Raw genomic sequence first — 25,052 nt, forward strand, 5'->3', positions numbered from 1 at the left:
CTCCACCGACTTGTCAGTCGAGCCGTCGTCGACAACAACAATCTCCACCGGCTGCTCTGTCTGAGCAAAAACACTCTCCAGGCACTCGACAATAAACTTTTCTCCATTGTAGAGGGGAATGATGACGCTGACAGTGGGGTGTCCGGATCTATTCATCGTTCTCGTCCCCGGATATCTTCTTCCTCTCATATCGTTGTCGCAAATCTTCTCCCATTTCCATTCCTCTTCATTCAACCTGATCATTCTCGTAATCATTCATAGATCATTTTAAATGAGGACCACTTCTCACTTCCCCAATAAACCCGATCAACCGCTCCGAACGTTTCTCCCACGAAAATTCTCGTGCCGATTCCTGTGCACCTTTACAGAGCTGCGAATGCAGTGCATTGTCGGTAAAGAGTTCGGTTATGGCCCGGGAGAGAGAACCGGTGTTTTCGACTTCGAAGAACAGTCCGTTTCTGCGGTCGCTCACGATATGTTCGGTTGTCGGCAGCCGGGGGGCGATAACGGGGAGGCCTGCCGCAAAGTAATCTAAAATCTTTGTCGGACTTAAAAGGGCAAGGCTGAAAAAATATTTCTTATATGAAGCCAGTCCCGCATGTGCTTCGCTAAGAAGATAGTCGACCATTTCCCGGTGGGGAATCCATTCTCTGAGTTCCATCCGGTCGCTCAAACCTTCTCTGTTAATCCGTTCCTGCAGCTTTTTGTTATTTTCGCCCCCGATTCCGAGCCAGGTAAAGGAGAGGTTGAGTGAACGGGTCTGGTGGAGGGCTTCGAATATGCTGTTGATATCAACATAGGGAGAAGGCCGTCCGCAATAGACCAGGCGTTTCGGTTTGGAGGAGGAGATAGTCTTTTTCGGATCTTTCTGTTCAGGAAGGATCATCGATGCCAGTGGAAGGACGGTGATGGGAATGGTCACGAAATCTTTGCCATACAGTTCTTTCTGGGGGGGAGCTATGCAGATCAGGCCGTCAATTTGATTGAGAAACAAGCGTTCGATAAGGCGAAACTGGTTTGACAGCCCTAATGTTTTGTGTTTGTGCCGCTGACCGATTGCGGGGAGTGTTTCCATGCCATGGTAGGCATGGGATTCGAACAAGACGGTATAACCGAATATTTTTTTCAGCAATACGAGATAGGGAAGAAACGTCGTATTTCGTGAGATTACAACGGCCCCCTTTTTACCTGCCTCTCGTATAATGTGTCGACATGCTCTGATAAAAAATACTGGTGTAGCTTTGATTTTATTAAAAATGATTCTTTTAAAGGGAATCACTTTATAGGTATCGAGAGGGGGTAAACCGAATTTCTGTTCGAGCATCGCAGCGGTGTCCCATGTCGGCTCGCCTTCGACAATAAAGGTTGTTGATACCCCTTGCCGTGCCAGACTCCAGGTCGACATGGTGGAAACGGTGGCCATCGGTGACGGCGCCAGCCAGTTGAATTTGTTGATGAAAAATAGCTTGAGTTTATTTGTTTGAAATTCGGACATAAGTAATCTTAAAAACGGGCTGATAGAGTAATGCAATCCCACCACTCCACTATTCCACTCCTTCACCTAATCCAAAATACCTTTCGTTTCGCTCTCAGAGAAAGATTTGGGGGCCGAAATGTATTTTACGGTGGGAAGAATCGGGAGGTCGGAGTATTCCCGATGCGTTCGGGACAGGTGGAGTAACGGGATAAATTGCATATAGTTTCAATGCTGGTTTTACAGATAATTGTTTTCGCATACCCGTATTTTTCATCACCTCACTACTCCACTACACCTTGTTTCGCTCAGTGCATCACTCATCCACCTCTTTCTTATTTTTAATTGTTCCAGGTTTCCATGCAATCAGCAACCAGACCTCATAACAGCACTGCAGTACTTATGCCCAACTGGCTTGGGGATTGTCTGTGTGCGCTGGCGGTGATTAACAGTAATTTCCCCCGGGAACAAGCGGGGCCGGCGCTGATTGTCCCGCCTCAGTTTGTTGGATTGCTCACCGAATTCTCGGATTATTTCCTGATTCCGTATAAACGGAAAAACCACGAAGAGCTGAAAGAAAGTTTCGCTCTGGTTCGTAAGGAAAACTTTGAAAGCGTATATATCGTGCCCCATTCCTTTTCATCAGCGCTTTTTGCCCTTCGCAGCGGTATTCCCTATCGAGTGGGAATCGGTGCCGAATTGCGGAGTCTCTTTTTAACACGGCGGGTTTCTCGTTCCGCAGCCACACGAAAAAATCATATTACCAGTGAGTATGCATCCGTGTTGGAGGCAGGGAATTTTGATCCGGCAGCTTGGGGAGGGGTACAAATCAACAAAGATATCCGCTATGACGATTATATTGTTTTCTGTCCCGGGGCCCGTTATGGGCCGGCCAAGCGATGGCCCGGGTATAAAGAGCTTGCCCTGATTTTTGGTGATAAAAGAATTTTACTCCTTGGTGACACACGTGATTGGGAGCAGGCTGACGATATCGCAACACGTGCGCCTGAGCGCATAACGAATCTGGCCGGCGTCACCAGTCTTGTCGAGGCTGCCCGGATCATTGCGGGGGCAGAAATCGTCATTTCAAACGATTCGGGCCTGATGCACCTTGCCGGATTTCTGGGAACCCCGGTTGTGGGCCTTTTCTGTTCCACTTCACCGGCCTGGACCCATCCCTTGGGAAAAGCATCACTTGCAGCCGCCGCCGAAATACAGTGTCGCCCTTGCTTTAAGAGAACGTGTAAGTACGGTCATTACAAATGCCACAGCCTGATCACCCCGGAGCGGGTGGCGGAGCTTGCAGCGCAGGCCATGAAGGACGAGAAGGAGTGAAGAAATTCGAAACTCGAAATAATGCTGAAGAGGGATGCTGGCCTCTGGCTTCTGGTTTCTGGATGCCTGTCTCCATTATCCCGGTCCATTATCGTAATCTATTATCCTGCTTTATCCTGAATCCTGAACCCCGAACCCTGGACCCTCTCCACCCATGAATATTGCCTTCATGAATTCAATCCCCGCCTCTGTCTGGCGCGGCGGTGAAAAATGGATGGTCAATGCCGCTGCCGGTTTGCATGACAAGGGGCACTCAGTAATCTGTATCGGTAAGAATAATGCCGAGTGGTTGAAACGGGCCAAACATCGAGGTGTGCCCATCAAAGAATATCCCATCCATATGGATTTTGATCCTGTCATGATAGTCAGGTTGTGGTGTTTTTTCAGAAAAAACAGTATCGATGTGCTCTGCTGCAATTTTGAAAAGGATGTTCGTATCGGTGGAATAGCGGCAAAACTGGCGGGGATACAAAAGATTTTTGTGAGAAAAGGCCTTGCCCTTCTCTATGAAAAATTCCGTTATCGTATGGCCTATAAATATATTGTCGATGAGATTATTACGCCGGCGGAATCGATTAAAAGGACCTTCAGGAAATTTGACTGGATCAATCAGGACGACGTGCATGTGGTGCCCAATGGTGTTGAAATTCCTGATACGTCAGGGTGGGACAGGCGCTATTTGAAGAAGACGATTGATATGAGTGACGGATTGCCGGTGATACTTGCCGCCGGACGGTTGTTTTCACAAAAGGGATTCGAATATCTTATCGAGGCAGTAGAAAAAGTAAACTACTCGGGCAGGCCGGTGCGATGTGCAATCGCTGGTGGGGGTGACGATACCCCGTACAGGTCGCTGGCCCGGAAGCTTGGCATCAAAGACAGGGTGCATTTTCTCGGAGAACGTTCGGATCTGCCCCGGCTCATGTACGGCGCTGATATTTTCGTCCTCAGTTCTATCGATGAAGGTCTTCCCAATGTAGTACTTGAGGCTATGAGTGTGGGTACGCCGGTTGTAGCGACCCGGGCCGGGGATGCCGGGGAGATAATCACCGACAGTACCGAGGGGTACCTGGTGCCGGTTGGGGATTCTTCACTTTTAGCCGAAAAAATAACCGGACTTCTCGAAAACGAGGATGAGCGGAAGCGGTTTTCGAAGCGATGTATTCAAACCGTAAAGGAACGGTATTCCATTTCGGTGATGATTGATCGGCTGAATGCATTAGTTACATCGGTATGAATGGTAAAAGATGAATATTCTATTCCTGAATTCATCGAAAGAATGGGGCGGCAATGAGAAATGGACCGTCAACGTAGCCTGTGGACTGGCCGAACGGGGACACACCATCTACTTTGGACTCCGATCATCGGTGATACGGGACCGGATATGGAGCAAAAAGGTTTCGGTTATAACATTTCCTTTTGCCAACAATCTCGATTTTTTTACGAGTATTCGTATCTTGTCGGTGTTGTACCGTCATGCCATCGATTATGTCGTTCCAACAAAACAGCGTGAGTATGTGCTTGCCGGATTGGCGGGGAAATTCCGGAAAAAAACAAAAACGGTGTTCAGGTTCGGTATCGAAAGACCCCTCCACAATTTCAGAAACCGTTTCGCATTCTGTTCTCTCGCCGATTTGGTGATTGTCAATTCCTTGCGGGTAGTTAATGCCCTGAAACAGACGTCGTGTTTTGATAGTAATAAATGCAGACTCCTTCATAACGGTGTAGAATTGCCTTCGGATACAAACCAGTTACGGGATGAGTATCGTTCCATGCTCGATGTTGGACCGGAGACGACGATGATCCTTGTTGTCGGAAGGCTTGCCCGTCAGAAACGAATCGATCTCGCGATTGAGATGGGTAAGGTGCTTGTAGAAAAAGGGTGCTCCGTCAAGCTTGTTGTTGTCGGTTCAGGCGGTGCAATGGATACGTATCGCAATCTGATACAGGCACTGGATATGGATAAACATGTTGTATTGGCCGGTCACCGGGATGATATACAGGGTTTCTATCAGGCCGCGGATATTTTCTGGTTAACATCCCGGTCCGAAGGCATGTCCAATGCCATGCTCGAGGCCATGGCCCATGCCCTTCCGGTGGTCGCTTTTGATATTGCAGGGGTCTCGGAGGTTTTGAAAAACGGCCACAACGGTATGGTTGTTCCCTTTGGTAAAACGAAGGAGTTTGTGCAATCGAGCCTGAAGTTGATTGAAAACAGGGGGCTCGGCAAAGATATCGGTGCACGGGCCTGTGAAGCGATACAAAGCGATTTTTCGCTTGAACGGATGTACGAAAATCTTGAGTCTCTTTTAATGTCCGAACACGTGTAGTATATGGTAAAAAAAATACGCTATTCTCTTTTTCTTCGATTGCTTGCTTATATTTTCAGAAAGCCTTCGCACGCTGCTTCTTCCCGGAATATTCGGAAAATTGCGGTACTTCGTCCGGGAAAAATCGGCGATATGCTTGTTGCAACCCCCTTTTTCGAGGCAGCTTTCGATAATGGAATCAAAGATATTACCGTCATTTGCAGTTCCTATAACGAAATCGTAATCCGCCATAATCCTTATGTCAGGGAGCTGAAAGCCGTTAATTTCCACAATATGTTTCAAGTGATACGGCTGACACTATGGTTGCGCAGGGAGCGGTTCGATCTGATTGTCGATCTCACCCCCGGCATGTCAAATACCTGCTTTCTGATTTCCCGCTGTGCCGGTGCGGGCGTGGCCCTTGCCGGTTTGCACAAGAAAAATGTTGCCGATGAATACGATTATGTATTTGATCTTGATGACAGGCATATGGTCGATCAGAATATCGCCCTTGTGGAAAAGATTACCGGAAAGCCGATATCCCGGTCTTATCAAATGAAAATCGCTGCCCCACCCGAGGCTTGCAGGGACGCAGAATTATTTATACACCGTCTGAATGAAACCCATGCAGACAGCAGCATGTTCGTTGGAATTAATCTTTCGGCCGGTGCAAAAATCCGACAATGGAATGCCGATCGGTATGAAAAGCTTATCGAAAAGCTCCTTCGCAATCCTGTGGCCGTGGTTCTGTTTGCCGTGGAAGATCAGGCTGAATGGGCGCTGAATTTTGCGGATAGATATCAGAATGTCGAAACCGTGCCCCGAAGCAGTCTTATAATCGTGTCGGAGATTATCCGGCATCTGCAATTGTTTATTTCCCCGGATACATCATTGATATCGATAGCATCGTCGCACAACGTTCCGGTGGCGGGTATGTATATTGATCATAAGCAAACGCTTATGCGATGGTCGCCCTACAATGTGCCGCACGAAATTATCCGCGCACCCGAAGGAACGACTGTCAATGAAATATCGCCGCGGGAGGTATATGCCGCAGCGGTTTTGCTGCTTAAAGAAGTGTATAATGTAACGTTGCGACCGGAATAATTCAGAAAGGTGATACATGAAAATCAGTGGGTTCTCCTTTGCTCGCAATGCTCAAAGGCTCTATTTCCCCATCGCGGAAGCAATTCAATCGATTCTGCCCATCTGTGATGAATTTATTATTGCGGTGGGCAAGGGAGATCAGGGAGACCAGACTCGTGAAATTATCGAAAATATTAACGATCCGAAAATTACAATAATCGACACCGAATGGACCGATCGTGAGAAATTAAAAGGTGGAATTCACAGTCAACAGACCAATATTGCTCTCAGAGCGTGCACCGGTGACTGGTGCTTTTATGTCCAGGCCGATGAAGTTGTTCATGAGAAATATTTACCTGTTATCAAGCAGCGGTGCGAGCAGTTGCTCGACGACAAAGATGTTGAGGGGCTTCTGTTCTCCTATAAACATTTCTGGGGTGACTACGACCATTATCATATTAATCATAAGTGGTATCCCAATGAAATTCGTATTATCCGGAATGGACTGGGTATCGAATCGTGGGAGACTGCCCAGTCGTTCAGGCGGAATGGGGAGAAGCTCAAAGTGGCAAAAGTCGATGCAGATATTTATCATTACGGATGGGTCCGTCCTCCCCATCTCATGCAGGCAAAGTCAAAGGAGATAAATACGACTCACTGGGGAAAATCAAAAGCAGATGCATACTATGCCGAAAGAGGGAATGAATTTCATTACGGATTACTCTCCCGTCTTCCGTTATTTAAAGAAACCCATCCTGCGGTTATGCAGGAGCGGATAGCAAAACTCGACTGGAAAGATAAACTTCAATACTCAGGCAAGCCTGTGATGATGCATAATCATGATAAGCTCAAATACCGTCTGTTAACCTTTATCGAACAAACATTTTTCGGAGGCAAACAGCTCGGCGGCTTTAAAAATTATATTCTTCTGAAAAAATGAGTTGTATGTCGTCACAAAGTATACCCATTTCTGCTGTAATTATCGCCTGCAATGCCGAACGAACAATCGAGCGCTGTCTGAAAAGCCTTTCTTTTGCCGATGAAATTGTTGTTGTCGATTCATTGAGTGATGACTCAACGGTCGAAATCGCTAAAAAATATACTCCCCATGTCTATTCCCATACCTGGGAGGGGTATACTGCACAGAAGGAATTTGCCGTTGCAAAGGCATCCAATACGTGGATACTCTGGATCGATTCGGATGAAGAGCTGTCCTCGCCTTTGCAAGAGGAGATGCGGAATGTTGCCGGTAACGATTTTGCCGCCTGTGCGCTTGCCCGCAAAGTAAATTATCTGGGAAAATGGATCAATTATTCCGGATGGTATCCCGACTGGGTGGTACGATTGTTCAACCGGGAAAAATCGACGTTCGACGGCAGTGTTGTTCATGAGAAATTAATTGTTGAGGGCAAAATCAGGCGCCTTCGGGGAGAGCTATATCACTATCCTTATAAAGATATCAGTCATCATCTGGATAAAATCAACCGGTTTACGTCGCTGAGTGCTCAGAAGATGTTCGGGGAAAGTAAGACGGCCGGGGCCGGCGATTTGATTGTCAGGCCTTTTTGGAAGATTCTTCGAATGTATATATTCAAAGCCGGTTTCAGAGACGGGATGCACGGCATGATACTAGCCGTTATGGCGGGATATTATACTTTTTTAAAATATGCAAAACTCTGGCACCTATACCACACCGATCCGGGTTCTTCAGCTTAACGATGCCCGCGGATGGCGCGGTGGTGAAGCCCAGACCCTTATGCTGTCGAAGGGGCTGAATCACCGGGGATGCCATTCAATCATCGCGGCAGCTCCGCATAGTGAGCTTGCCAAGCGTAATTCGTTGCTGAAATTGCCCTTTTTGCCGTTGTCCATTAATCACGAGCTGGACATACCTGCGGTTGTTGCCCTAAGCCGGATTGTCGGGAAAGAGAAAATCGATATTGTCCACACTCATACGGCCCATACACATACCATAGCTCTTTGTGCCTTGCTCTTTAACAGGCAAACAAAACTTGTTGTATCCCGCCGGGTCGATTTTCCCGTTGCTGAAAACCGATTCAGCAAACTGAAATACACTGTCCGGTGCAATCGCTATATTGCAATTTCCGAAATGGTCAAACAGGTTTTAATTGAGGGTGGAATACCTGAAAGCAAGATCGCTCTTGCGCACAGTGGGATCGATATGGCTAAATTCGATGATATTCCGGGGGAGAGAGATTACCGGAATGAATTTGCTATTTCTCCCGATTCGACAGTGATAGGAAATATCGCAGCCCTGGCGCCCCACAAGGCGCAGAGAGATCTTCTCGATGCCGCACGAATTGTTGTTGATAATGATCCATCGGTTCATTTTCTGATTATTGGTGACGGTGACCTGAAGAATGAGCTTGAAAATCGATGTATAGAACTGAATCTCACCTCCCATGTGACATTTACCGGGTTTCGCACGGATATCGGTGAATTACTCCGGTATATGGATATTTTTGTGTTGTCATCCAGAACAGAGGGACTGGGGACATCGGTGCTCGATGCCATGCTTTCGGGCGTCCCGGTTGTGGCGACCTCTGCCGGAGGCATTTCCGAAATGGTGGTTCACGAGGAGACGGGCCTGCTTTCTCCACCGGCCGATAGTAAAAACCTGGCCGGTAATCTTCTGACCCTGATTCATAACCGGCAATTGCGGGAGAAATTCGGAAAAGCCGGCAAGGTAAGAGTCAGGGAATTTGATATCGAAAAAACAGTCGATAAAACATTGATTGAATATAAAAAGTTAATGCAATCATGAATATTGCGATAATTACCGAAGAATTTCCTCCCCATAAGGGGGGCGGCATAGCCGAGTGGTGTATGGGTATTGGTGAAAACCTGGTCGGGTACGGTCATTCGGTAACAATTCTGTGCAAGAAGAAAAAAAAAGAATTCGATTACAGTATCTATGACGGCAAGTCCTATTCGTTTTGGCCCTTAAAAGGGCACGACTGGCATAGAAATCGGTTCTGGTATTCGCTTTATTATCTATGGCGGTATTTGGACCGTCATCACGATGCAATAATTATTACGTCGACCTGGGAGCTGGCATTTGCCTTTTCTTTTCTTAAGAACCGATATCCTGGGGCGCGATTGATCGTGGGGGTGCATGGCACCGAAGTTACCAGAAATTTGAGTAAGCGAAAAGTTGGCTCCCTTTGTAAAACTATGAATGCTGCCGAATGGATAATTCCGGTCAGCAGATATACGAAAGGTGAGTTGAAAAAAAAGATCGGTAATGCATTCGATGAAAAGATTGTCGTGGTTCCCAACGGTGTTGACATACAGCGGTTCGCTCCCTGTGAAAATACCGGGAGAATAAGCGAACGCTACGGCTTTCCTCTGTCGAACCATATACTTCTTACGCTTGCCCGGATCGTGGAGCGCAAGGGGTGCGATACGGTAATCGAGGCTTTACCCGAGATTGTGCGTAAGTATCCGGATACGACATACATTGTTGCCGGTTCGGGCGAAAGGAATTACCTGAAAAGACTTCATGAGCAAACACAGCGCCTTAAAATGGAAAATCATGTATTTTTTACAGGGTTCGTAAATGATGAAGACCTTCCGGCGCTCTATAGCTACTCCACGCTTAATGTTATGATGAGCAGGGATGTTATGGACGATGGTGACAGTGAGGGATTCGGTATTACCTTTTTAGAGGCGAATGCCTGCGAATGTCCGGTGGTCGGTTCGACCGCAGGTGGTATTCCGGATGCTGTTGAGGAGGGGGTTTCGGGCTTTTTATTGCCGCCCCAAAACCCGGCCGCGCTGTCGGCAACAATCATTTCACTCTTTGATAATCCGGAAAAACTGGAACGAACAGGAAAAGCATCCAGAAAAAGAGTGGAAGAAAATTTTACCTGGCAGAGTGCCGCAGAAAAAGTACAAAAGCTCATTCAACCTGATCGGTGATAACAAAATCAAGACAAAAATATTCATAAGACTCTTTTTTGTTATTTGTATAACCGGGAATATTATCGGTGCGGAAAATGATAAATCCTCCCTGTTCCCCAACCAGTATTTCATTGGCGCGGCCTTTTCGCAAAATGTCAGACGTGGCTATTTCGATATGAAGGGCTACCGACAGGAGGTCGACAAAGAGCCGCTGGCGTTCTGGGGAGCCGCTTTTGCCCGGCGGTACTATCTTGCTCCCTGGCTCAGACTCCAGTTCAGCACCCTCCTTGATTTCGGAAGCGAAATAACCGACACTTTAACCATGTATTTTCCCTCCGAAAACAATATTGCCGAGGTTGCAATCAGCAACAACTTTTTTCATTTCTCTTTTGGTTCCGAACTGCAGTATGTTTTCCCTCCGGAAAAGGCCTTTATCCCTTTTCTTTCCATGGGGATTGGATTGAATTATTTATCGGTAAGAGAGGCGGGCAAAAGAAATGATGAAATTGTAGGAATCAGGGAGCCGGTTGCCATAAAAGACAGTGAAGACAAGAATTTCAGAATAAACATGCAGGGAGGTCTGGGAGCCGATATTATCATTACAAAGAAAGCTAAAATATCGCTCGCCTATTACTATCGCTACTGGCACCCGATGAGATACGAATATATCCGGGATTTACCCCTTACTACCGCTGAATACTGGGAATCATATCGAAGCCACGGCATTCTTATCGGGATAGCATGGGATGAGGGGTGAGGAATGAGCGCACGAACGCACGAGGTCACGAGCGTACGGGGGGAACAAAAATCATTCTCGTCCCGGTTCTTGAAGATCAATAATGATGTACGATAATAGATTAAGAAAATGGATCAGGAATATGGATCCAGCAACCAGCGACCGGCATCCAGCATCATTGCACGCTCGTGCGGTCGTACGCTCACTCTTCCATTCCATGGCTGAATAAGCATTCCGATCCGGTCCCAGCGGATTTTCATTGGAAGAAGGTAAAAGGGGACTTCTTTGTCGAGGGAAAAGTAGAGAATAAATGCTTTGGCTTTGACAAAGTTGCGATTGAGATAGCCCCAGAAACGGGAGTCGGTTGAATTGTCGCGGTTGTCGCCGAGCATGAAATAATTGTCGTTTTTGACGGTATACTCGGTAAGCCGTTCTCCGTCCAGATAGAGGAGTTTCCGAATGGCGATGGTTTTATCTGGCGCCCGCCGGGCCATTTCCATTTTAACGTATGAGATTTTCTGGTCGACCACGGCCCATATATCCACCTTATCGAAACTAAAGCTGTTAACATATTCGCCGTCAACATAGAGCTGGTATTCGGTTTTCACCTCTTTTAAAGGATTCTCCTGGTGAACGAGTGTTTTGAGAAAATGAAATTCCCTGACCGGCAGGTCACTGATTTTTATTTTATCACCCTTTTTCGGTATGCGGAGAGGAGCAAAGTTGCGGATTTTTTCAAAGGGTACATTACCATTGTTCAGGTATTGACCTTTTGGAGGTAATGCCACCGGTTTTCCGTCGACTTTAACTTCGGCGCCCTTAATTTCGATTGTCTGTCCGGGACCTGCAACACATCGTTTAATATAGTCTTTCTTATCGGTTCCCGGATATCTGAAAATGATAACATCACCTGTTTTGGGATCGGTAATACCGGGGAATTTGGCATAGGTTCCGAAACTGTTAAAGGGAAGGACCGGCGCGCCATAGATAAATTTCAGTCCCAGAAGGAAATCACCGACAAGAAGGCTTTTTTCCATCGAGCCGGTGGGTATTCTGAATGCCTGGATAACATATACGATGGCGATAAGGGCCATAAGAAGTGCCGAGGCCATTTCCTTACCGAAATGAAAAAGCCCCGCCGATTCACTTCTTCGTTTTTCTGTCTTCTTTGTCAAAATGTTACCTCCTTGGGGTCCCGGAAAAACGCCAGGATGTCGTCGTGCACCCTGCCGTTTGTAGCGACGAATGTCCCGTTCTCAACTGTTTTATTTCCATGGATGTCCGAGATTTCTCCACCTGCTTCCTGAATAATGCATGCCGCTGCCGCGCAGTCCCACGGTTTATCCATCAAATTGACGCAGGCGTCGAGTTTCCCGCCGGCAACTGAAGCATAGGAATAGGCGTCCATATAACCGTAGGAATAATCCCACTGCTTCATCATACTCAGTAACTGTTGTCCGGCAGTAGTATCCGATTTCTCGATATAGCCAAGAGAACTGCCGAAAACATGTGCTACACTGCTGGTGTTTGAAACGTGTATCGGTGTTCCGTTGCAATAAGCGCCGCCTCCCCGTGACGCCCAGTATGTCTCTTTGAGGCCGGCGAAATGAATTACGCCTACCACATATTGTTTATTATGTTCGAGGCCGATCAGGGTACTGAAGGTTGGTATTCCATGGATATAGGGACGGGTACCGTCAATGGGATCCACAATCCATCGCCTGCCGTTGCCCGAATCCTGCAGTCCGGTCTCTTCTCCAAGAAAACCGTCGCCGGGAAAATTTTCCAGAAGTTTCCTTCTGATAAGCGCTTCGCACTGTTTATCGATTTGGGTTACCGGTGAGTTGTCGGATTTTATTTCGATATTTTTGAGGGATGAAAATGCTGAAAGCTGCAATTTGCCGGCTTCTTCGGAGCAGTCCAGGGCAATCTTCAGTTCTTTGTTATAGGTCATGAAACGTACTCCTGTTTTTCAGCCAGGTATCGACTGCCGAAAAACTGCTGTCGGGAATATGAGCGATATTGTTTTGGGTAGGAAATGCTTTGTTTCTGACTTCCCGGGCATAGGATGAAACTGCCTGTTCGTAAAGACCCCGTGCTGAGGCGTACTCTTTTGCGTGACGGAATGTTCTGTTTGAGAGTCCCAGGATATCGTTAACCACCTGGACCTGACCGCTGCAATATCGTCCAGCGCCGATACCGATAGTCGGGATTTGCAGCAGATTGGTGATTTCACGGGCAAGTTTTTCGGGTATCAGTTCCAGAACAATCATGAAAGCCCCGGCATTTTCCAACGCCAGAGCCGCTTCACAAAGCTTTATTGCCCGTTCCGAATCTTTTCCCTGAACCCTGGCCCGGGGACCATCGAACTGAGGCTTGTAACCGATGTGCCCGCATACTGGAATAGTGCCCCCTTTTGTAAGGTGACGGATTATCTCAAGAACATTCCCTTCACCTTCGATTTTTATGCCGTCTGCGCCGTCTTCCATAAATTGCCGGGCCGTGGAGAGGGCGTCTTCAGTCGATTGAAAAGATTTGTAAGGCATATCGCAGAGGATAAATGAATTTTTAACCCCCCGGGAGACTGCACGAAGATGATGACGCATGTCGTCGATCGTCACCTCCGATACATCGGAATAGCCCAGAACATTAGTGCCCACACTGTCGCCCACCAGTTGAATATCAATCCCGCATAAATCTTCGATAATCGCCGTTGGGTAATCGTAGGATGTGAGCATGACAATGGTTTGATTGTCAAGTCTTTTTTTATGAAGGTCGGTGACTGTTATTTTCATATATTCAAGACCGGTTTATTATGAACCCTCAAAAATAAATTGTGTCTTGACCCAATTACTCGATTCCGTTGAAAAGAGCTCATTATTGAAGTGGCGGCATATTTAGTAGTATAATTAGAATTGTTTTACGCACTCCCGGAATTTCGGGAAATTCACTGCTTGATCCTGAGGGTGCTTATGCTTCCGGGAAAGAAAAATAGCAGGCTTTTATTGTGTCCGGATATGGCAAACGAAATCAATTTTGAAATGTTATCTTGCCAATAAGGCATGTTCTCCTGCATTTTCTTATATTATTACTATAAGTGCCCCAATCGACCTGTTTTCTAAGCAGGAACCTTCAACTCTATGGCAGCGTAAATGAAGCACTTCTATCGTAGCCGATTCACCCCCCCCGGACCATCCGTCACTTCACGGGTGTTATTTCTCCTGTTACTTCTTTTTCTGGTAACGGTTTCTGAAGGTATTTATACGACTCTCAGGATAGAATCCATTAAATCGAGTAAAGCGCCGCGAATTGAAGAGAAGCGACTCATTTATACTCTCGATGCAAAATTTAATGAGCGGCCTAAAAATTACTGGTCCTATTTTGATAAAAAATCAAATTCCATTGTTATCGATTGTTATGACACCTGGCTCGATTCACTTCCTGCCAGCATACTGGTAAGTACTCCTTTTACCGGGGTCGATATTACCAACACCGAAGCAAAGAAAACGGTAACAGGTAAGTTGGCAAAATTTTCAATCAATCTGGATTCACTCTGGTATTACAAAATTGATCCTGTCGATAATAATGTTCTTCGACTGACAGTCTGGAAATATTTTAAAGAAAGAGGAACAAAAAAAGAGAAAAAAAATCTGACAATTGCCTACCTTGCAGTTGGTGGTCTTACCGCTGCACTTACCTTCGCCATTATTCTTCTGACTACCCAGCGATAAAGCAGGGGTAGGAAAAGGTTTTTTTAAAACTCTTGCTTTTCAGTTTAAAAGAGTTCATTTTATATATGTATTTTATATGTAATTTGATAATCTCAGGTTTGGAACATTTATTCCTGGAGGATGTATGGCAAGTGTTAATAAGGTTATTTTGATTGGAAATTTAGGAAAAGATCCCGAGTTGAAGTATACGCCTTCGGGTCAGGCTGTGACAAATTTTCCTGTTGCAACCTCCGAGCGGTTTACCGATAAAAGTGGTCAGAAACAGGAGCGCACCGAGTGGCATAATATTGTTGCTTGGGGCAAACTTGCCGAGTTGGCAAATCAGTATTTGAAAAAAGGACGGTCTGCATATATCGAAGGGCGGTTAACGACCCGGAGCTGGGAAGACCGGGACGGCAACCGGCGGTATAAAACCGAAGTCAATGCCAGAGAAATAGTTTTTCTCGGTGGAACCGGAGGCAACGGAGGACAGTCCACAGCGCCGCCTTCGGATAATACCTATCAGAATCCAGAAGGTTTTGATCAATCTGTTCAAGAGCCCGGTACCGCTGTGGAAGATGATCTTCCTTTTTGAGTTTAGTCGATTAAATTATCTTTGAACATAATATGAATAAAATGCTTATTCCGTAGAGATATAATTTGCCGTTGAGTTATTATAAATTCTATTTTCATAAGCTATTAGAACTCTTTGTACACCCACTCAAGAAGAGGTATTATTATGGGTACTGAAGTATTGCTTTTAGGTGTATTGGCGGGAATAACACTTCTTGCTTACATGGTAGCAATCAATTCACACGGACCGACTCGCCTGTCGATTTCATACTTACTTGCCACAATTTTGCTTGCCGGTACGGTATGGGCGATCGTTCAGCATGTGAATTCGGGACTCGACAAAGAGAAAATGGCGGAACTCAGGAGGCTGGAGCTTGAAAAGCAGGCGGCTGAGGAGAGAATCAAGAATAAAGAAGAAGAGCTCATGGAGAATAAACACCGGACAAATTTTGCGGCCAGACTGAATGATATTATCAATCGTGGTACCGGTCTGGCGACTACGATGATGAATGTCGACCTTCGGAATATGTCCTATGATCTTGAAACGCTTCTCGGCCGCGCTGCTGCTACCAAGAAAAAATCAAGTGAGCTGAAAAAAGAATTTGAGTCCCTTGAACCGGAAGATGAGTTTTTTACGCAGAGCATGGAATTAATTGATGAGGCGCTTACCGATTTAACCGAAGCAGGCAGGTTTTACTATCTCTATTATCGATCAGAGGATACGACGCAGGAAGAACTCAGGGAGAGGTTACTCCGACAAAAGGCCCGCAAAGCATACGAAAGCTTCAAAAAAGCCGGCTCCCTGGTAGTATCAAATACATGATATAAATCCATTTACGAAGCTTATCCCGCTGTTGGATAGCACGGCCGCCAGAAAAATCCATTTTCCCGGAATATCATGCCCGAAGTGGCATAAATGTTGCCTTGTAACGTAATGATGCAAGGTTGTCTGCTCAGAGAATAACTACACTCTGGTCAGAGCTTTGATATCTATTGTATATCTTTTCTTGACTGAATTTAGAATGACTATTTATTTTGGTGGATTTGTAAAATATGATAATTCATATACCGGATATTCCCGAAGGGCATTCGGTCCGGAATGCATCGGTGAAAATCAATGTCGATGAAGTCGCAGAGGTTCATTGGTTAGATATTGTTCAATGCAGCGCAGAAATAGACCGGGTCGGAAACCGTTTTCAGGTCCGAATTGCTTTTTCAAGCACCTTAGAGCTGCAATGCAGCAGGTGCTTGAATTATTTTAAGCAGCCGGTGACAGGAATGGTTTCCGTGGTATTTGAGTCTCGAGAGGGACAGACATTTACCAATCTTTCGGAAGATGAGTACTGCACCATTGAATATAACCCGGAGCGTCAGGAGGTCGATATAACTCCGGCTTTGTTTGATGAGATTATTACCGGATTATCGATGAAGCCGCTTTGTTCTCAATCATGTCCCGGGCCGGAAATCGAGGGCAAAAAGGAGACCGATGAGATCGATCCCCGATGGAATCAACTGAAAAAATTGAAAGAAAAATATAACAGCCAGTAGAGGAGTTAATCATGGCAGTACCAAAGAGACGAATATCAACAACCCGTCAGAAAAAGCGTCGTTCACACTTGGCACTGAAGCCGTCCAAGCCAACGCTTTGCGATCACTGCAAACAGCCAACACTTCCGCATCGAGTATGCAAAAATTGCGGCTATTATGCAGGCACAGAAGTTATTGAAGTTGAAGAATAGTGATTGCCTGAGATATGGGCATTGTTCGACTTGCCATTGATGTTGTCGGTGGAGATTACGGTCCCGGTGTTGTAATCCGGGGAGCTGTCGAGGCAAAACTGCGCTCCGGATTAAATTTTTCTCCGCTTCTTTGCGGAAAAAGAGAACAGATAGAGCACATAATTAAGAGCCTGGAGTCCTCACAGAGAGTAATCGCCGAAGAGTTCGATATCGAGCATTGTCCTGAGATCATTTCCGGCAGTGATACGCCGGCTCGAGCATGGAAAACCAAGAAAAATTCTTCGATTGTACGATGTGTCGCTCTTCAAAAAGAAGGTAAAGTTAATGCATCGATCAGTGCAGGTGACACAGGAACATTACTTGGCGCAGCCGTCTTTTTGCTCGGCCGTTCCGAATCTGTGGCTCGTCCGGCGCTTGCGGCGTTTCTTCCGACAATCCGGAAACGGCCCTCACTTATGCTCGATGTCGGAGCGAATCTTGATTGCCGGGTTGAGCATCTGGTCACTTTCGGATTGATGGGGTTCGAGTATTACCAAAAATTCTTTGCAATAAAAACACCCCAAGTTTTTCTTTTAAATATAGGAAAGGAGCCGTTCAAGGGAACCCGGACATTGCATGAAGCGGATCGGCTTTTGCGTGATCGATGCAGGGGATATCGGGGCTTTATTGAAGGATCCCGGGTCCTTTCCGGCGATGCTGATATAATCGTCTGTGATGGATTTGCAGGAAACGTTCTCCTGAAGGCATGCGAAAGTTTTCATGGATTGGTGGCAAAAGCTCTCGGTGATGAGAATGGTCTTTTTGAAGCTGTTAAACAAAAGATGGCGGTGTTGAATTCGGAAAATTACGGTGCAGTGCCTCTTTTGGGAATCAAAGGGATTGTAATGAAGGCCCACGGAAGCTCTTCATCCACTGCAATTGCCCGAGCGATCGAAACCTCGGTAATGCTTGTACGAAAAAATGGCAGTAGTCAAAAATAAAAGATTGAAACGGATCCCTGATGAAAGGTTTGCAGTAGCTTGACTGAAACGATGCGCTCAAAAGTGTTATCCGTAGGCTCGGCTGTTCCGGACACTATCCTCACTAATAAAGATCTTGAGAAATATCTTGATACGACTGATGAGTGGATAACTACACGAACGGGCATAAAAAAGCGCCATGTTTTTCCTCCTGGAAAAGAGGCCTGGGCTTATGAACTCGGAGCGGCGGCATCTCTCAAGGCATTGAAAAAAGCATCCATGGCACCTGCCGATGTCGATTGCGTTATTTGCGCTACTTTTACACCCGATTATTTTTTCCCTTCAACAGCCTGTAAGATTCAGCATGCGATCGGTTGCACAAATGCGTTTGCCTTTGATCTGTCGGCTGCCTGTGCGGGGTTTGTTTATGCTTTGACTGTTGTTGATGGTCTTATTACAAGTGGAAAATGCAAAACTGCGATAGTGGTAGGCGCGGAAGTCATATCCAAAACACTGGATTGGAATGACCGTTCCACTGCAATTTTGTTTGGCGATGCCGCTGCTGCGGTGGTTTTACAGGCGGTTCCTGAAAGTGACGGTTCCGGTATACTTTCCACTTTTTTGAAAAGTGACGGATCGCTGGGTAAAATTCTCTACATTCCGGCATGGGGTGAAAAGAGGACGATGTCTATGAATGGGGGGGAAGTTTTCAAGCACGCGGTTCGAATGATGGCGGATGCTACCTGCCGGGTTATAGATAAAGCCGGACTTACCAGAGAACAGATAGACCTCCTTATCCCGCATCAGGCAAATATCCGGATTATGAAAGCTATTTCTCAGAATCTCGGGCTGGATAAAGAAAAACTCATTACTAATGTAGATAAATACGGCAATACCTCCTCGGCATCAATACCCCTTGCTCTTGAAGATGCGTGGTTGCAGGGGAAGGTGAAAAAGGGGACCGTTGCTGCGTTGACATCGCTGGGGGGCGGCGTTACCGTAGGAAGTGCGATTATAAGATTTTAGCTTTTTAAAGAAGAGGTATATTCGACCTTTGTAATGGAGTTTGTGCTGATATGAAATTATGTTTTATGTTTCCCGGACAGGGATCGCAAAAAGTGGGTATGGGAAAGGATCTTGTCGACAAGTTCGATCGAGCAAAACAGCTGTTTGAACAGGCAAACGACATTTTAAGTCGGGACATTGCACGCCTTTGCTTTGAAGGGCCCGATGAAGAATTAAAAGAGACAAGCAATACCCAACCGGCCTTGTTTGTTGTTGAGGCGGCTCTGTGCGATATTCTCAATGAACTGGAAATTACACCTTCTTTTACCATGGGGCATTCTCTCGGGGAGTATGGTGCTCTGTATGGCGCCGGTGTACTTTCCTTTGATGACGGTCTTCGGTTAGTTGCCCGTCGTGGAGAGCTTATGGCTCAGGCGGGCAAAACCGCGCCTGGAGCGATGGCTGCTGTTATTAATCTTCCCAAAGAAAAAATTAGGGAAGTTATCGCTAACGAGGTCGATGGCGTCGTGGTATGCGCAAACGAAAACACACCTGTCCAGACGGTGATTTCCGGTGAAGTTGATGCTATTGCCGCAGCACGCAAAAAGCTTTGTGAAGCCGGCGCCAAGCGGGTAATCGACCTGCCCGTGAGCGGTGCATTTCACTCTCCCCTGATGCAGTCTGCGGCCGATGAGTTTGCTGGAATTCTTAAAGACGCCGCTTTTTCATCACCCAGGTGTCCTGTGATTACTAATGTAACAGCCCGGGCGGAAACCGATCCCGAAAAACTCAGAGATTTATTGGTTCAACAGTTGGTTTCACCGGTGAAATGGGTTGACTCAATCGAATTCCTCATAAGCAAACAGCCGGATACATGTTGTGAGGTTGGGCCTGGGAATGTTTTAATCGGATTAGCAAAAAAAATCAATCGAGAGCTTAATGTTGTTCCCTGCGGAACAGTGGAGAATTTATTTTCTCTTCAGAGTTCTCAGTGACCGGGAAGATGCGAACAGATAAATAATTAAGCGATATGCTTCATCTGTAAACCGAGGATGTGATCTCATGATAACATTAGAAGGCAAAAATGCACTGGTTACCGGTTCGGGCCGTGGAATCGGAAAAGAAATAGCGCTCCGGCTTGCCCAGGCCGGTGCCGATGTTGCTGTTTGTGATATCGATCTTGAATCTGCACGGCAGACTTGCGGAGAAGTCGAAAAACTCGGACGAAAATCGGCAGCCTTTAAAACCGATGTGTCCGATGCCGATTCGGTGCGTGCCTTGTTCAAAGACTTTTTTGCGAATTTTTCTCCATGTGATATCCTGGTCAATAATGCCGGGGTGACTCGTGACGGATTGATTGTGCGAATGAAAGACAATGACTGGGACACGGTGCTGAGTATTAATCTGCGAAGTGCCTATTTATGTTCCAAAGAATGTGCCCGTCCGATGATGAAAGCCAGAAATGGTAAAATTATCAACATTGCCTCCGTGGTAGGGCTCATGGGCAATGCCGGTCAAACCAATTACAGTGCTTCCAAAGCAGGCTTGATAGGTTTTACCAAATCTCTTGCCCGGGAATTGGCTACCCGGGGTATTTCGGTCAATGCGGTTGCACCGGGATTCATAAAAACCGCCATGACCGACAAGCTTTCCGATGAAGATAGAGGAAAATTAACCGGTCAGATACCCATGCAGACTCTTGGAACGCCATCGGATGTTGCCAATGCCGTGCTGTTTTTGAGTTCTTCTCTTGCGGATTATATCACCGGCCAGGTACTTACAGTTGATGGCGGACTTGTTATGTGATGTGCAAATTATCATTTTATATACTCTTTTTTGATTTATACTTTTTTGAAAGGAGCAAATCGTGAGCGAACGGGAAGACAAGGTCAAGCAGATTATTGCAGAAAAGCTTGGTGTAAGCGGTGATAAAATAACACCTCAAGCGTCGTTCGTTGATGATCTCGGGGCTGATTCACTCGACCAGGTAGAGCTCATCATGGCTTTTGAAGATGAATTCGATGTTGAAATTCCTGATGAAGATGCCGAAAAGATGAAATCGGTTCAGGATGCATTGGATTATTTAAATAGTAAGCTATAAATAATCAACAAAATCATTTATTTTGTTGTCGTTGAAATGAAATTGGACAGGGAATCCCTGTCTGATTCTTTTCATGGTAATTAAGAAAATAAGAAAGAATTAGATATTTATGACCCAGAGAGTCGTAGTAACCGGTTGCGGAGTAGTCAGTCCTGTGGGAAAAACAAAGGATGATTTCTGGAATTCATTATGTTCAGGAATCAGCGGTCTTGATGTGATCAAGGCGTTTGACACATCTGCGTATCAGTGTCGCATTGGAGGAGAAGTCAAGGATTTCAGCCCTGATGGTCTTGTGGATCCCAAAGAAGCCCAGCGGACCGACAGGGTGATTCTCTTTGCTCTCGGTGCATCGGATCAGGCGATCAAGGATTCAGGCCTTGATCTTGAGAGAACGGATCTGACACGGTTCGGTACGATTATCGGTTCCGGGATCGGAGGGCTTCAAACGCTCGAGAAAGAGCATTCAAAACTGGTAAACAGAGGCCCGGGCAGAGTTTCTCCCTTTCTTATCCCGATGATGATTACCGATATGACCGCCGGGAGGGTTTCAATCAGCTACGGCCTGAAAGGCCCTAACTACAGTGTTGTCAGCGCCTGTGCTTCAGGCACCCATGCTATTGGCGAAGCCTATACCATGATCCGTACCGGCATGATGGATATCGCGGTAACGGGTGGTTCTGAAGCTACGATTACTCCTCTGGCACTTGCAGGCTTTTGCAATATGAAAGCGCTTTCCACGCGTAATGAGGATCCCACAAAAGCGAGTTCGCCCTTTGATATCAAGCGAGATGGGTTTGTCATGGGCGAAGGGGCCGGCATTGTGATTCTCGAATCATTGGAGCATGCCCTTGCGCGGGGAGCACGAATCTATGGCGAAGTGATCGGGTATGGAGCGACGGGTGATGCCTATCATCTCTCCCATCCGGCGCCTGAAGGTGAAGGGATGTCGCGGGCAATGAAAATGGCGCTTGATAGTGCAGGACTGAAGCCGACTGATATCGGTTATATCAATGCCCATGGAACATCAACGCTCCTCAACGACAAATACGAAACAACGGCAATTAAAAATGTATTTGGCGATTATGCACAGGAGGTTAATATCAGCTCGACAAAATCCATGACCGGCCACCTGCTTGGTGCTTCCGGTGGAATCGAGTTTATCGCTTCGATATTTGCAATCCGTAATGGCATAATTCCGCCGACGATTAATTACCAGGATGCCGATCCTGAATGTGACCTTAACTATACGCCGAACACAGCCGTCAAAAAAGAGATGCGCTATGCTCTCAGCAATTCGTTCGGTTTCGGCGGGCATAATGCTACATTGATTGCAAGTGCCTATGAACCTTCTTAAAAAAATATCGAGGTTTTTTAAAAAACGTTTTCCGTTTCATTCGAAAACCTCTGCCGATGAGATTGATCTCACCACGATACAATCGATTATCGGCTACCGTTTCAAAGACATTTCTTTTCTCCGCAAAGCCCTCAGGCATCGTTCATATACCACAGCAAACGGTTCTATACCTCCCTTAGATTCGAATGAGCGGCTGGAGTTTTTAGGTGATGCTGTTCTGAATTGCTGTGTGACCGAGCATCTTTTTCATACCTATCCTCAGAAGAGTGAAGGCGAATTGTCGAAGATAAAATCATTGATCGTAAGCCGTAAAATACTGGGTGAAATAGCCACCGAACTCAATTTTGGTGATTATATTCTTTTAGGTCACGGAGAGAAAAGCTCCGGAGGCCGGAAGAAAACATCAATTCTGGCTAATGTTTTTGAAGCAATTGTAGGCGCCATTTTTCTTGATGGCGGTCTGGAACCCTCACAGACATTTCTTAAGGCCAGCCTTTTTTGCCGGATAACCGAATTTCTAAAAGAGAAAAGCAACATTAATTATAAAAGCAAGATACTTGAAGTGTCTCAGCGTGACGGATTCGGGATTCCTCACTACAAAGTGCTGTCCACAATGGGGCCTGAACATGCAAAGATATTCAAAGTGCAGATAGAGATTGGCGGCGTTCCCCTCGGAGAAGGATCTGGTCCGAATAAAAAAACCGCTCAACAGATAGCCGCAAAAAATGCATTAAAAAATTATGAAAAATCAAAAATAGTTAACCATTCAAAAGGAGCAGAAAGCAATGAACTGGTTTCTGACTGAAGAGCAGCAGATGATTATTGAAACCGCACGGGAGTTGGCAGAGAAAAAAATTGTGCCTGTCCGTGAAGAATACGATCGGGAAGGCGTATTTCCCTGGGATGTTGTTAAAGCAATGGCCGAAGCCGACCTCTGCGGGTTGTATATCCCCGAAGAATACGGTGGGATGGGCGGCGGTGTCTTTGAACTCTGCCTTGCCGTAGAGGAGCTTTCCAAAGCCTGTGGCGGTATTTCACTGGCCATGGCCGCTACCGCACTCGGAACGTTTCCCATTTTGCTTTTCGGTTCCGATGAACAGAAAAAGAAATATCTCCCTTCTATTGCAACCGGTGAAAAACTGGCAGCATTCGGTCTTACCGAAGCCAATGCCGGTTCCGATGCTATCGGGATGATGAAAACAACTGCTAAACTCGAAGGTGATCATTATGTGCTGAACGGCACCAAACAGTGGATTACCAATGGCGAAAATGCCGAAATCTACACGGTCTTGGCCCGGACAAATCCAGCCCGGGGAGCACGCGGAATCAGTGCGTTTATCGTTGAAAAGGGAACCGAAGGCTTCTCTTTTGGTAAGCATGAGGACAAGATGGGCATCAGAGCGTCAAGTACCACAGAGCTTGTCTTTCAGAACTGCAAAATCCCCAAAGAAAACCTTTTAGGGAAAGAGGGTCTGGGCGCGATAATAACCATTAATACGCTCAATTATTCCCGTCCGGGCGTAGGATCGCAGGCGCTGGGCATTGCTGCCGGTGCACTTAAGGATGCCATTCAATATTCGCGTGAACGGGTACAGTTCGGTGGTCCGGTCTCCGCACAGCAGGCGGTGCAGCATATACTTGCAGATATGGCCACTGACATTGAAGCCGCCCGGGCACTGCTCTATGCAACGGCTAAAACAATCGATGCCGGTGAGAAGCGGTTTTCAAAAGAATCAGCCATGTCGAAGCTCTTCTGCTCCGATGTAGCAATGCGGGTTACCGTGGATGCCCTGCAGGTGATGGGCGGATATGGCTATATGAGAGAGTATCCCATGGAAAAACGGATGCGTGATGCCAAAATAACCCAGATCTATGAAGGAACCAACCAGATCCAGCGCAATGAAATTGCCCTGCAGTTGATTAAAGGCGCGTGAGGGGGTTAACAAACGTACGAAGGCATGAGCATACGAGTGCACGAGGCGTATGCGGGTGCTCTTTACTTTAATTCATAATTTTCGCTTTGCGGTATTCTCACGATATGAACAATAAAAAAATATATATATGCCCTTCAATTCTCTCGGCCGATTTCCGGAAGCTTGAGCAGGAAGTGAAAGATGTTGAGCAGGCCGGGGCCGACCGGATTCATTGTGATGTTATGGATGGTCATTTTGTGCCGAACCTGACATTCGGTCCTATGGTAATCGAGGCGGTGAAAAAGTGTGTTTCGATTCCTCTTGATGTTCATTTGATGATATCCAATCCTGAAAAGTATATCGATAATTATTGCAATGCCGGTGCGGATATTCTGACAGTCCATGCTGAAGTCTGCAAAGAGGGGCTTCCGGAGGTCCTCGCCGCAATCGAATCAAAGGGCGTGAAACGCGGGGTGACAGTCAATCCCGACAAAGGGATTGATCTGTTTTTACCCCTGCTCGAACAGATCGATCAGGTGTTGATTATGACGGTCTATGCCGGATTCGGCGGTCAGAAATTTATCAGTGAAATGTTACCCAAAATACGAAGCGTTCGGGATACCGCTCTTGAACGGGAGCATCCTATCGACATTCAGGTTGACGGGGGTATCAATGATGAAACGGCCCGGGAGTGTGCCGCAGAGGGTGCCAATGTTTTTGTAGCCGGTAATTATATATTCGGTGCCGATAATTATGGTCGGAAAATAGATGCCCTGCGGCAGGGAGCCTCGACCGGAAACGCCCGGTGAAATGAAAGTATTCCTTCCAGAGTAT

28 protein-coding genes are annotated in these 25,052 nt (G+C 46.4%); 23 read left to right on the forward strand and 5 right to left on the reverse strand.

Going from position 1 to position 25,052, the window contains the following annotated elements; genetic code table 11:
* Together GF401_13000 and GF401_13005 are read right to left on the reverse strand one after the other, a co-directional pair.
* A partial coding sequence (locus tag GF401_13000; GenBank protein ID MBD3345973.1) for a glycosyltransferase occupies positions 1-156 on the reverse strand: 156 nt, incomplete at its 3' end.
* A 106-nt stretch (positions 157-262) separates the two neighbouring features.
* Positions 263-1,495, reverse strand: coding sequence for a glycosyltransferase (locus GF401_13005; protein ID MBD3345974.1), 1,233 nt, complete (start codon positions 1,493-1,495; stop codon positions 263-265).
* Between the two features lie 339 nt (positions 1,496-1,834).
* Here GF401_13005 and waaF point away from each other — a divergent pair, with 339 nt between their 5' ends.
* The 9 genes from waaF (at position 1,835) to GF401_13050 (ending at position 10,885) form a co-directional block, all read left to right on the forward strand.
* Positions 1,835-2,809: a lipopolysaccharide heptosyltransferase II gene (waaF, locus tag GF401_13010; GenBank protein ID MBD3345975.1), complete on the forward strand. Its 975-nt coding sequence runs from the start codon at positions 1,835-1,837 to the stop codon at positions 2,807-2,809.
* A gap of 154 nt (positions 2,810-2,963) precedes the next feature.
* Positions 2,964-4,046, forward strand: a complete 1,083-nt coding sequence (locus tag GF401_13015; protein MBD3345976.1) for a glycosyltransferase — start codon at positions 2,964-2,966, stop codon at positions 4,044-4,046.
* A 10-nt stretch (positions 4,047-4,056) separates the two neighbouring features.
* The gene (locus GF401_13020) at positions 4,057-5,139 is read left to right on the forward strand and encodes a glycosyltransferase (protein MBD3345977.1); all 1,083 of its coding nucleotides are present in this window, start codon (positions 4,057-4,059) and stop codon (positions 5,137-5,139) included.
* Between the two features lie 3 nt (positions 5,140-5,142).
* Complete coding sequence (locus GF401_13025) at positions 5,143-6,225, forward strand: hypothetical protein (protein ID MBD3345978.1); 1,083 nt, start codon at positions 5,143-5,145, stop codon at positions 6,223-6,225.
* Between the two features lie 16 nt (positions 6,226-6,241).
* Positions 6,242-7,144: a hypothetical protein gene (locus GF401_13030; GenBank protein ID MBD3345979.1), complete on the forward strand. Its 903-nt coding sequence runs from the start codon at positions 6,242-6,244 to the stop codon at positions 7,142-7,144.
* Positions 7,141-7,920, forward strand: coding sequence for a glycosyltransferase (locus tag GF401_13035; protein ID MBD3345980.1), 780 nt, complete (start codon positions 7,141-7,143; stop codon positions 7,918-7,920). Before GF401_13030 ends, GF401_13035 begins: the two co-directional genes overlap by 4 nt.
* Positions 7,871-8,989, forward strand: coding sequence for a glycosyltransferase (locus GF401_13040; GenBank protein ID MBD3345981.1), 1,119 nt, complete (start codon positions 7,871-7,873; stop codon positions 8,987-8,989). Before GF401_13035 ends, GF401_13040 begins: the two co-directional genes overlap by 50 nt.
* Positions 8,986-10,146 (forward strand): glycosyltransferase, encoded by a 1,161-nt coding sequence (locus GF401_13045; GenBank protein MBD3345982.1) that lies wholly within the window; start codon positions 8,986-8,988, stop codon positions 10,144-10,146. Before GF401_13040 ends, GF401_13045 begins: the two co-directional genes overlap by 4 nt.
* The gene (locus GF401_13050) at positions 10,103-10,885 is read left to right on the forward strand and encodes a hypothetical protein (protein ID MBD3345983.1); all 783 of its coding nucleotides are present in this window, start codon (positions 10,103-10,105) and stop codon (positions 10,883-10,885) included. The genes GF401_13045 and GF401_13050 overlap by 44 nt, the downstream gene beginning before the upstream one ends.
* A gap of 113 nt (positions 10,886-10,998) precedes the next feature.
* Here the strand turns inward: GF401_13050 and lepB are convergent, their stop codons facing one another.
* From lepB to panB, 3 genes are read right to left on the reverse strand one after another with little or no spacing between them, the layout of a single operon-like run.
* On the reverse strand, positions 10,999-12,039 hold the full coding sequence (gene lepB, locus GF401_13055) for a signal peptidase I (protein ID MBD3345984.1): 1,041 nt from the start codon (positions 12,037-12,039) through the stop codon (positions 10,999-11,001).
* The gene (locus GF401_13060; GenBank protein ID MBD3345985.1) at positions 12,036-12,818 is read right to left on the reverse strand and encodes a histidinol phosphate phosphatase; all 783 of its coding nucleotides are present in this window, start codon (positions 12,816-12,818) and stop codon (positions 12,036-12,038) included. The genes lepB and GF401_13060 overlap by 4 nt, the downstream gene beginning before the upstream one ends.
* Positions 12,808-13,659 carry a 3-methyl-2-oxobutanoate hydroxymethyltransferase gene (panB, locus tag GF401_13065; GenBank protein ID MBD3345986.1) on the reverse strand — a complete coding sequence of 284 codons (852 nt, stop codon included), beginning with the start codon at positions 13,657-13,659 and terminating at the stop codon, positions 12,808-12,810. Before panB ends, GF401_13060 begins: the two co-directional genes overlap by 11 nt.
* A gap of 357 nt (positions 13,660-14,016) precedes the next feature.
* On the opposite strand from panB, the gene GF401_13070 reads away from it, so the two are divergent.
* The 14 genes from GF401_13070 (at position 14,017) to GF401_13135 (ending at position 25,027) form a co-directional block, all read left to right on the forward strand.
* On the forward strand, positions 14,017-14,595 hold the full coding sequence (locus tag GF401_13070; GenBank protein ID MBD3345987.1) for a hypothetical protein: 579 nt from the start codon (positions 14,017-14,019) through the stop codon (positions 14,593-14,595).
* 124 nt (positions 14,596-14,719) lie between these two features.
* The gene (gene ssb / locus GF401_13075) at positions 14,720-15,169 is read left to right on the forward strand and encodes a single-stranded DNA-binding protein (GenBank protein MBD3345988.1); all 450 of its coding nucleotides are present in this window, start codon (positions 14,720-14,722) and stop codon (positions 15,167-15,169) included.
* A 144-nt stretch (positions 15,170-15,313) separates the two neighbouring features.
* Complete coding sequence (locus tag GF401_13080; GenBank protein MBD3345989.1) at positions 15,314-15,970, forward strand: hypothetical protein; 657 nt, start codon at positions 15,314-15,316, stop codon at positions 15,968-15,970.
* A 230-nt stretch (positions 15,971-16,200) separates the two neighbouring features.
* Positions 16,201-16,695 carry a hypothetical protein gene (locus tag GF401_13085; protein MBD3345990.1) on the forward strand — a complete coding sequence of 165 codons (495 nt, stop codon included), beginning with the start codon at positions 16,201-16,203 and terminating at the stop codon, positions 16,693-16,695.
* Between the two features lie 11 nt (positions 16,696-16,706).
* Positions 16,707-16,886: a 50S ribosomal protein L32 gene (gene rpmF, locus GF401_13090; GenBank protein MBD3345991.1), complete on the forward strand. Its 180-nt coding sequence runs from the start codon at positions 16,707-16,709 to the stop codon at positions 16,884-16,886.
* 14 nt (positions 16,887-16,900) lie between these two features.
* The gene (gene plsX, locus GF401_13095) at positions 16,901-17,866 is read left to right on the forward strand and encodes a phosphate acyltransferase PlsX (protein ID MBD3345992.1); all 966 of its coding nucleotides are present in this window, start codon (positions 16,901-16,903) and stop codon (positions 17,864-17,866) included.
* 51 nt (positions 17,867-17,917) lie between these two features.
* Positions 17,918-18,871, forward strand: a complete 954-nt coding sequence (gene fabH / locus GF401_13100; GenBank protein ID MBD3345993.1) for a beta-ketoacyl-ACP synthase III — start codon at positions 17,918-17,920, stop codon at positions 18,869-18,871.
* A gap of 50 nt (positions 18,872-18,921) precedes the next feature.
* Positions 18,922-19,845: an ACP S-malonyltransferase gene (fabD, locus tag GF401_13105; protein ID MBD3345994.1), complete on the forward strand. Its 924-nt coding sequence runs from the start codon at positions 18,922-18,924 to the stop codon at positions 19,843-19,845.
* 67 nt (positions 19,846-19,912) lie between these two features.
* Complete coding sequence (gene fabG / locus GF401_13110; GenBank protein ID MBD3345995.1) at positions 19,913-20,656, forward strand: 3-oxoacyl-[acyl-carrier-protein] reductase; 744 nt, start codon at positions 19,913-19,915, stop codon at positions 20,654-20,656.
* A gap of 61 nt (positions 20,657-20,717) precedes the next feature.
* Entirely contained in the window at positions 20,718-20,951 is a 234-nt protein-coding gene (acpP, locus tag GF401_13115; GenBank protein ID MBD3345996.1) for an acyl carrier protein, read from the forward strand.
* A gap of 109 nt (positions 20,952-21,060) precedes the next feature.
* Positions 21,061-22,305: a beta-ketoacyl-ACP synthase II gene (gene fabF / locus GF401_13120; GenBank protein MBD3345997.1), complete on the forward strand. Its 1,245-nt coding sequence runs from the start codon at positions 21,061-21,063 to the stop codon at positions 22,303-22,305.
* Positions 22,292-23,110, forward strand: a complete 819-nt coding sequence (gene rnc, locus GF401_13125; GenBank protein MBD3345998.1) for a ribonuclease III — start codon at positions 22,292-22,294, stop codon at positions 23,108-23,110. The genes fabF and rnc overlap by 14 nt, the downstream gene beginning before the upstream one ends.
* Positions 23,091-24,239 (forward strand): acyl-CoA dehydrogenase, encoded by a 1,149-nt coding sequence (locus GF401_13130; protein ID MBD3345999.1) that lies wholly within the window; start codon positions 23,091-23,093, stop codon positions 24,237-24,239. Before rnc ends, GF401_13130 begins: the two co-directional genes overlap by 20 nt.
* Before the next feature lie 104 nt (positions 24,240-24,343).
* The gene (locus GF401_13135) at positions 24,344-25,027 is read left to right on the forward strand and encodes a ribulose-phosphate 3-epimerase (protein MBD3346000.1); all 684 of its coding nucleotides are present in this window, start codon (positions 24,344-24,346) and stop codon (positions 25,025-25,027) included.
* The last annotated feature ends 25 nt before the right edge of the window (positions 25,028-25,052 follow it).

The organism is Chitinivibrionales bacterium, assembly GCA_014728215.1.
Classification (GTDB): domain Bacteria; phylum Fibrobacterota; class Chitinivibrionia; order Chitinivibrionales; family WJKA01; genus WJKA01.

What these genes read in the sequence shown, in the direction of transcription:
- GF401_13005 (MBD3345974.1), bottom strand. Translation starts at nt 1,495, where the DNA reads ATGTCCGAATTTCAAACAAATAAACTCAAGCTATTTTTCATCAACAAA.
- waaF (MBD3345975.1), top strand. Translation starts at nt 1,835, where the DNA reads ATGCAATCAGCAACCAGACCTCATAACAGCACTGCAGTACTTATGCCC.
- GF401_13015 (MBD3345976.1), top strand. Translation starts at nt 2,964, where the DNA reads ATGAATATTGCCTTCATGAATTCAATCCCCGCCTCTGTCTGGCGCGGC.
- GF401_13020 (MBD3345977.1), top strand. Translation starts at nt 4,057, where the DNA reads ATGAATATTCTATTCCTGAATTCATCGAAAGAATGGGGCGGCAATGAG.
- GF401_13025 (MBD3345978.1), top strand. Translation starts at nt 5,143, where the DNA reads ATGGTAAAAAAAATACGCTATTCTCTTTTTCTTCGATTGCTTGCTTAT.
- GF401_13030 (MBD3345979.1), top strand. Translation starts at nt 6,242, where the DNA reads ATGAAAATCAGTGGGTTCTCCTTTGCTCGCAATGCTCAAAGGCTCTAT.
- GF401_13035 (MBD3345980.1), top strand. Translation starts at nt 7,141, where the DNA reads ATGAGTTGTATGTCGTCACAAAGTATACCCATTTCTGCTGTAATTATC.
- GF401_13040 (MBD3345981.1), top strand. Translation starts at nt 7,871, where the DNA reads ATGCAAAACTCTGGCACCTATACCACACCGATCCGGGTTCTTCAGCTT.
- GF401_13045 (MBD3345982.1), top strand. Translation starts at nt 8,986, where the DNA reads ATGAATATTGCGATAATTACCGAAGAATTTCCTCCCCATAAGGGGGGC.
- GF401_13060 (MBD3345985.1), bottom strand. Translation starts at nt 12,818, where the DNA reads ATGACCTATAACAAAGAACTGAAGATTGCCCTGGACTGCTCCGAAGAA.
- panB (MBD3345986.1), bottom strand. Translation starts at nt 13,659, where the DNA reads ATGAAAATAACAGTCACCGACCTTCATAAAAAAAGACTTGACAATCAA.
- GF401_13070 (MBD3345987.1), top strand. Translation starts at nt 14,017, where the DNA reads ATGAAGCACTTCTATCGTAGCCGATTCACCCCCCCCGGACCATCCGTC.
- ssb (MBD3345988.1), top strand. Translation starts at nt 14,720, where the DNA reads ATGGCAAGTGTTAATAAGGTTATTTTGATTGGAAATTTAGGAAAAGAT.
- GF401_13080 (MBD3345989.1), top strand. Translation starts at nt 15,314, where the DNA reads ATGGGTACTGAAGTATTGCTTTTAGGTGTATTGGCGGGAATAACACTT.
- GF401_13085 (MBD3345990.1), top strand. Translation starts at nt 16,201, where the DNA reads ATGATAATTCATATACCGGATATTCCCGAAGGGCATTCGGTCCGGAAT.
- rpmF (MBD3345991.1), top strand. Translation starts at nt 16,707, where the DNA reads ATGGCAGTACCAAAGAGACGAATATCAACAACCCGTCAGAAAAAGCGT.
- plsX (MBD3345992.1), top strand. Translation starts at nt 16,901, where the DNA reads ATGGGCATTGTTCGACTTGCCATTGATGTTGTCGGTGGAGATTACGGT.
- fabH (MBD3345993.1), top strand. Translation starts at nt 17,918, where the DNA reads ATGCGCTCAAAAGTGTTATCCGTAGGCTCGGCTGTTCCGGACACTATC.
- fabD (MBD3345994.1), top strand. Translation starts at nt 18,922, where the DNA reads ATGAAATTATGTTTTATGTTTCCCGGACAGGGATCGCAAAAAGTGGGT.
- fabG (MBD3345995.1), top strand. Translation starts at nt 19,913, where the DNA reads ATGATAACATTAGAAGGCAAAAATGCACTGGTTACCGGTTCGGGCCGT.
- fabF (MBD3345997.1), top strand. Translation starts at nt 21,061, where the DNA reads ATGACCCAGAGAGTCGTAGTAACCGGTTGCGGAGTAGTCAGTCCTGTG.
- rnc (MBD3345998.1), top strand. Translation starts at nt 22,292, where the DNA reads ATGAACCTTCTTAAAAAAATATCGAGGTTTTTTAAAAAACGTTTTCCG.
- GF401_13130 (MBD3345999.1), top strand. Translation starts at nt 23,091, where the DNA reads ATGAACTGGTTTCTGACTGAAGAGCAGCAGATGATTATTGAAACCGCA.
- GF401_13135 (MBD3346000.1), top strand. Translation starts at nt 24,344, where the DNA reads ATGAACAATAAAAAAATATATATATGCCCTTCAATTCTCTCGGCCGAT.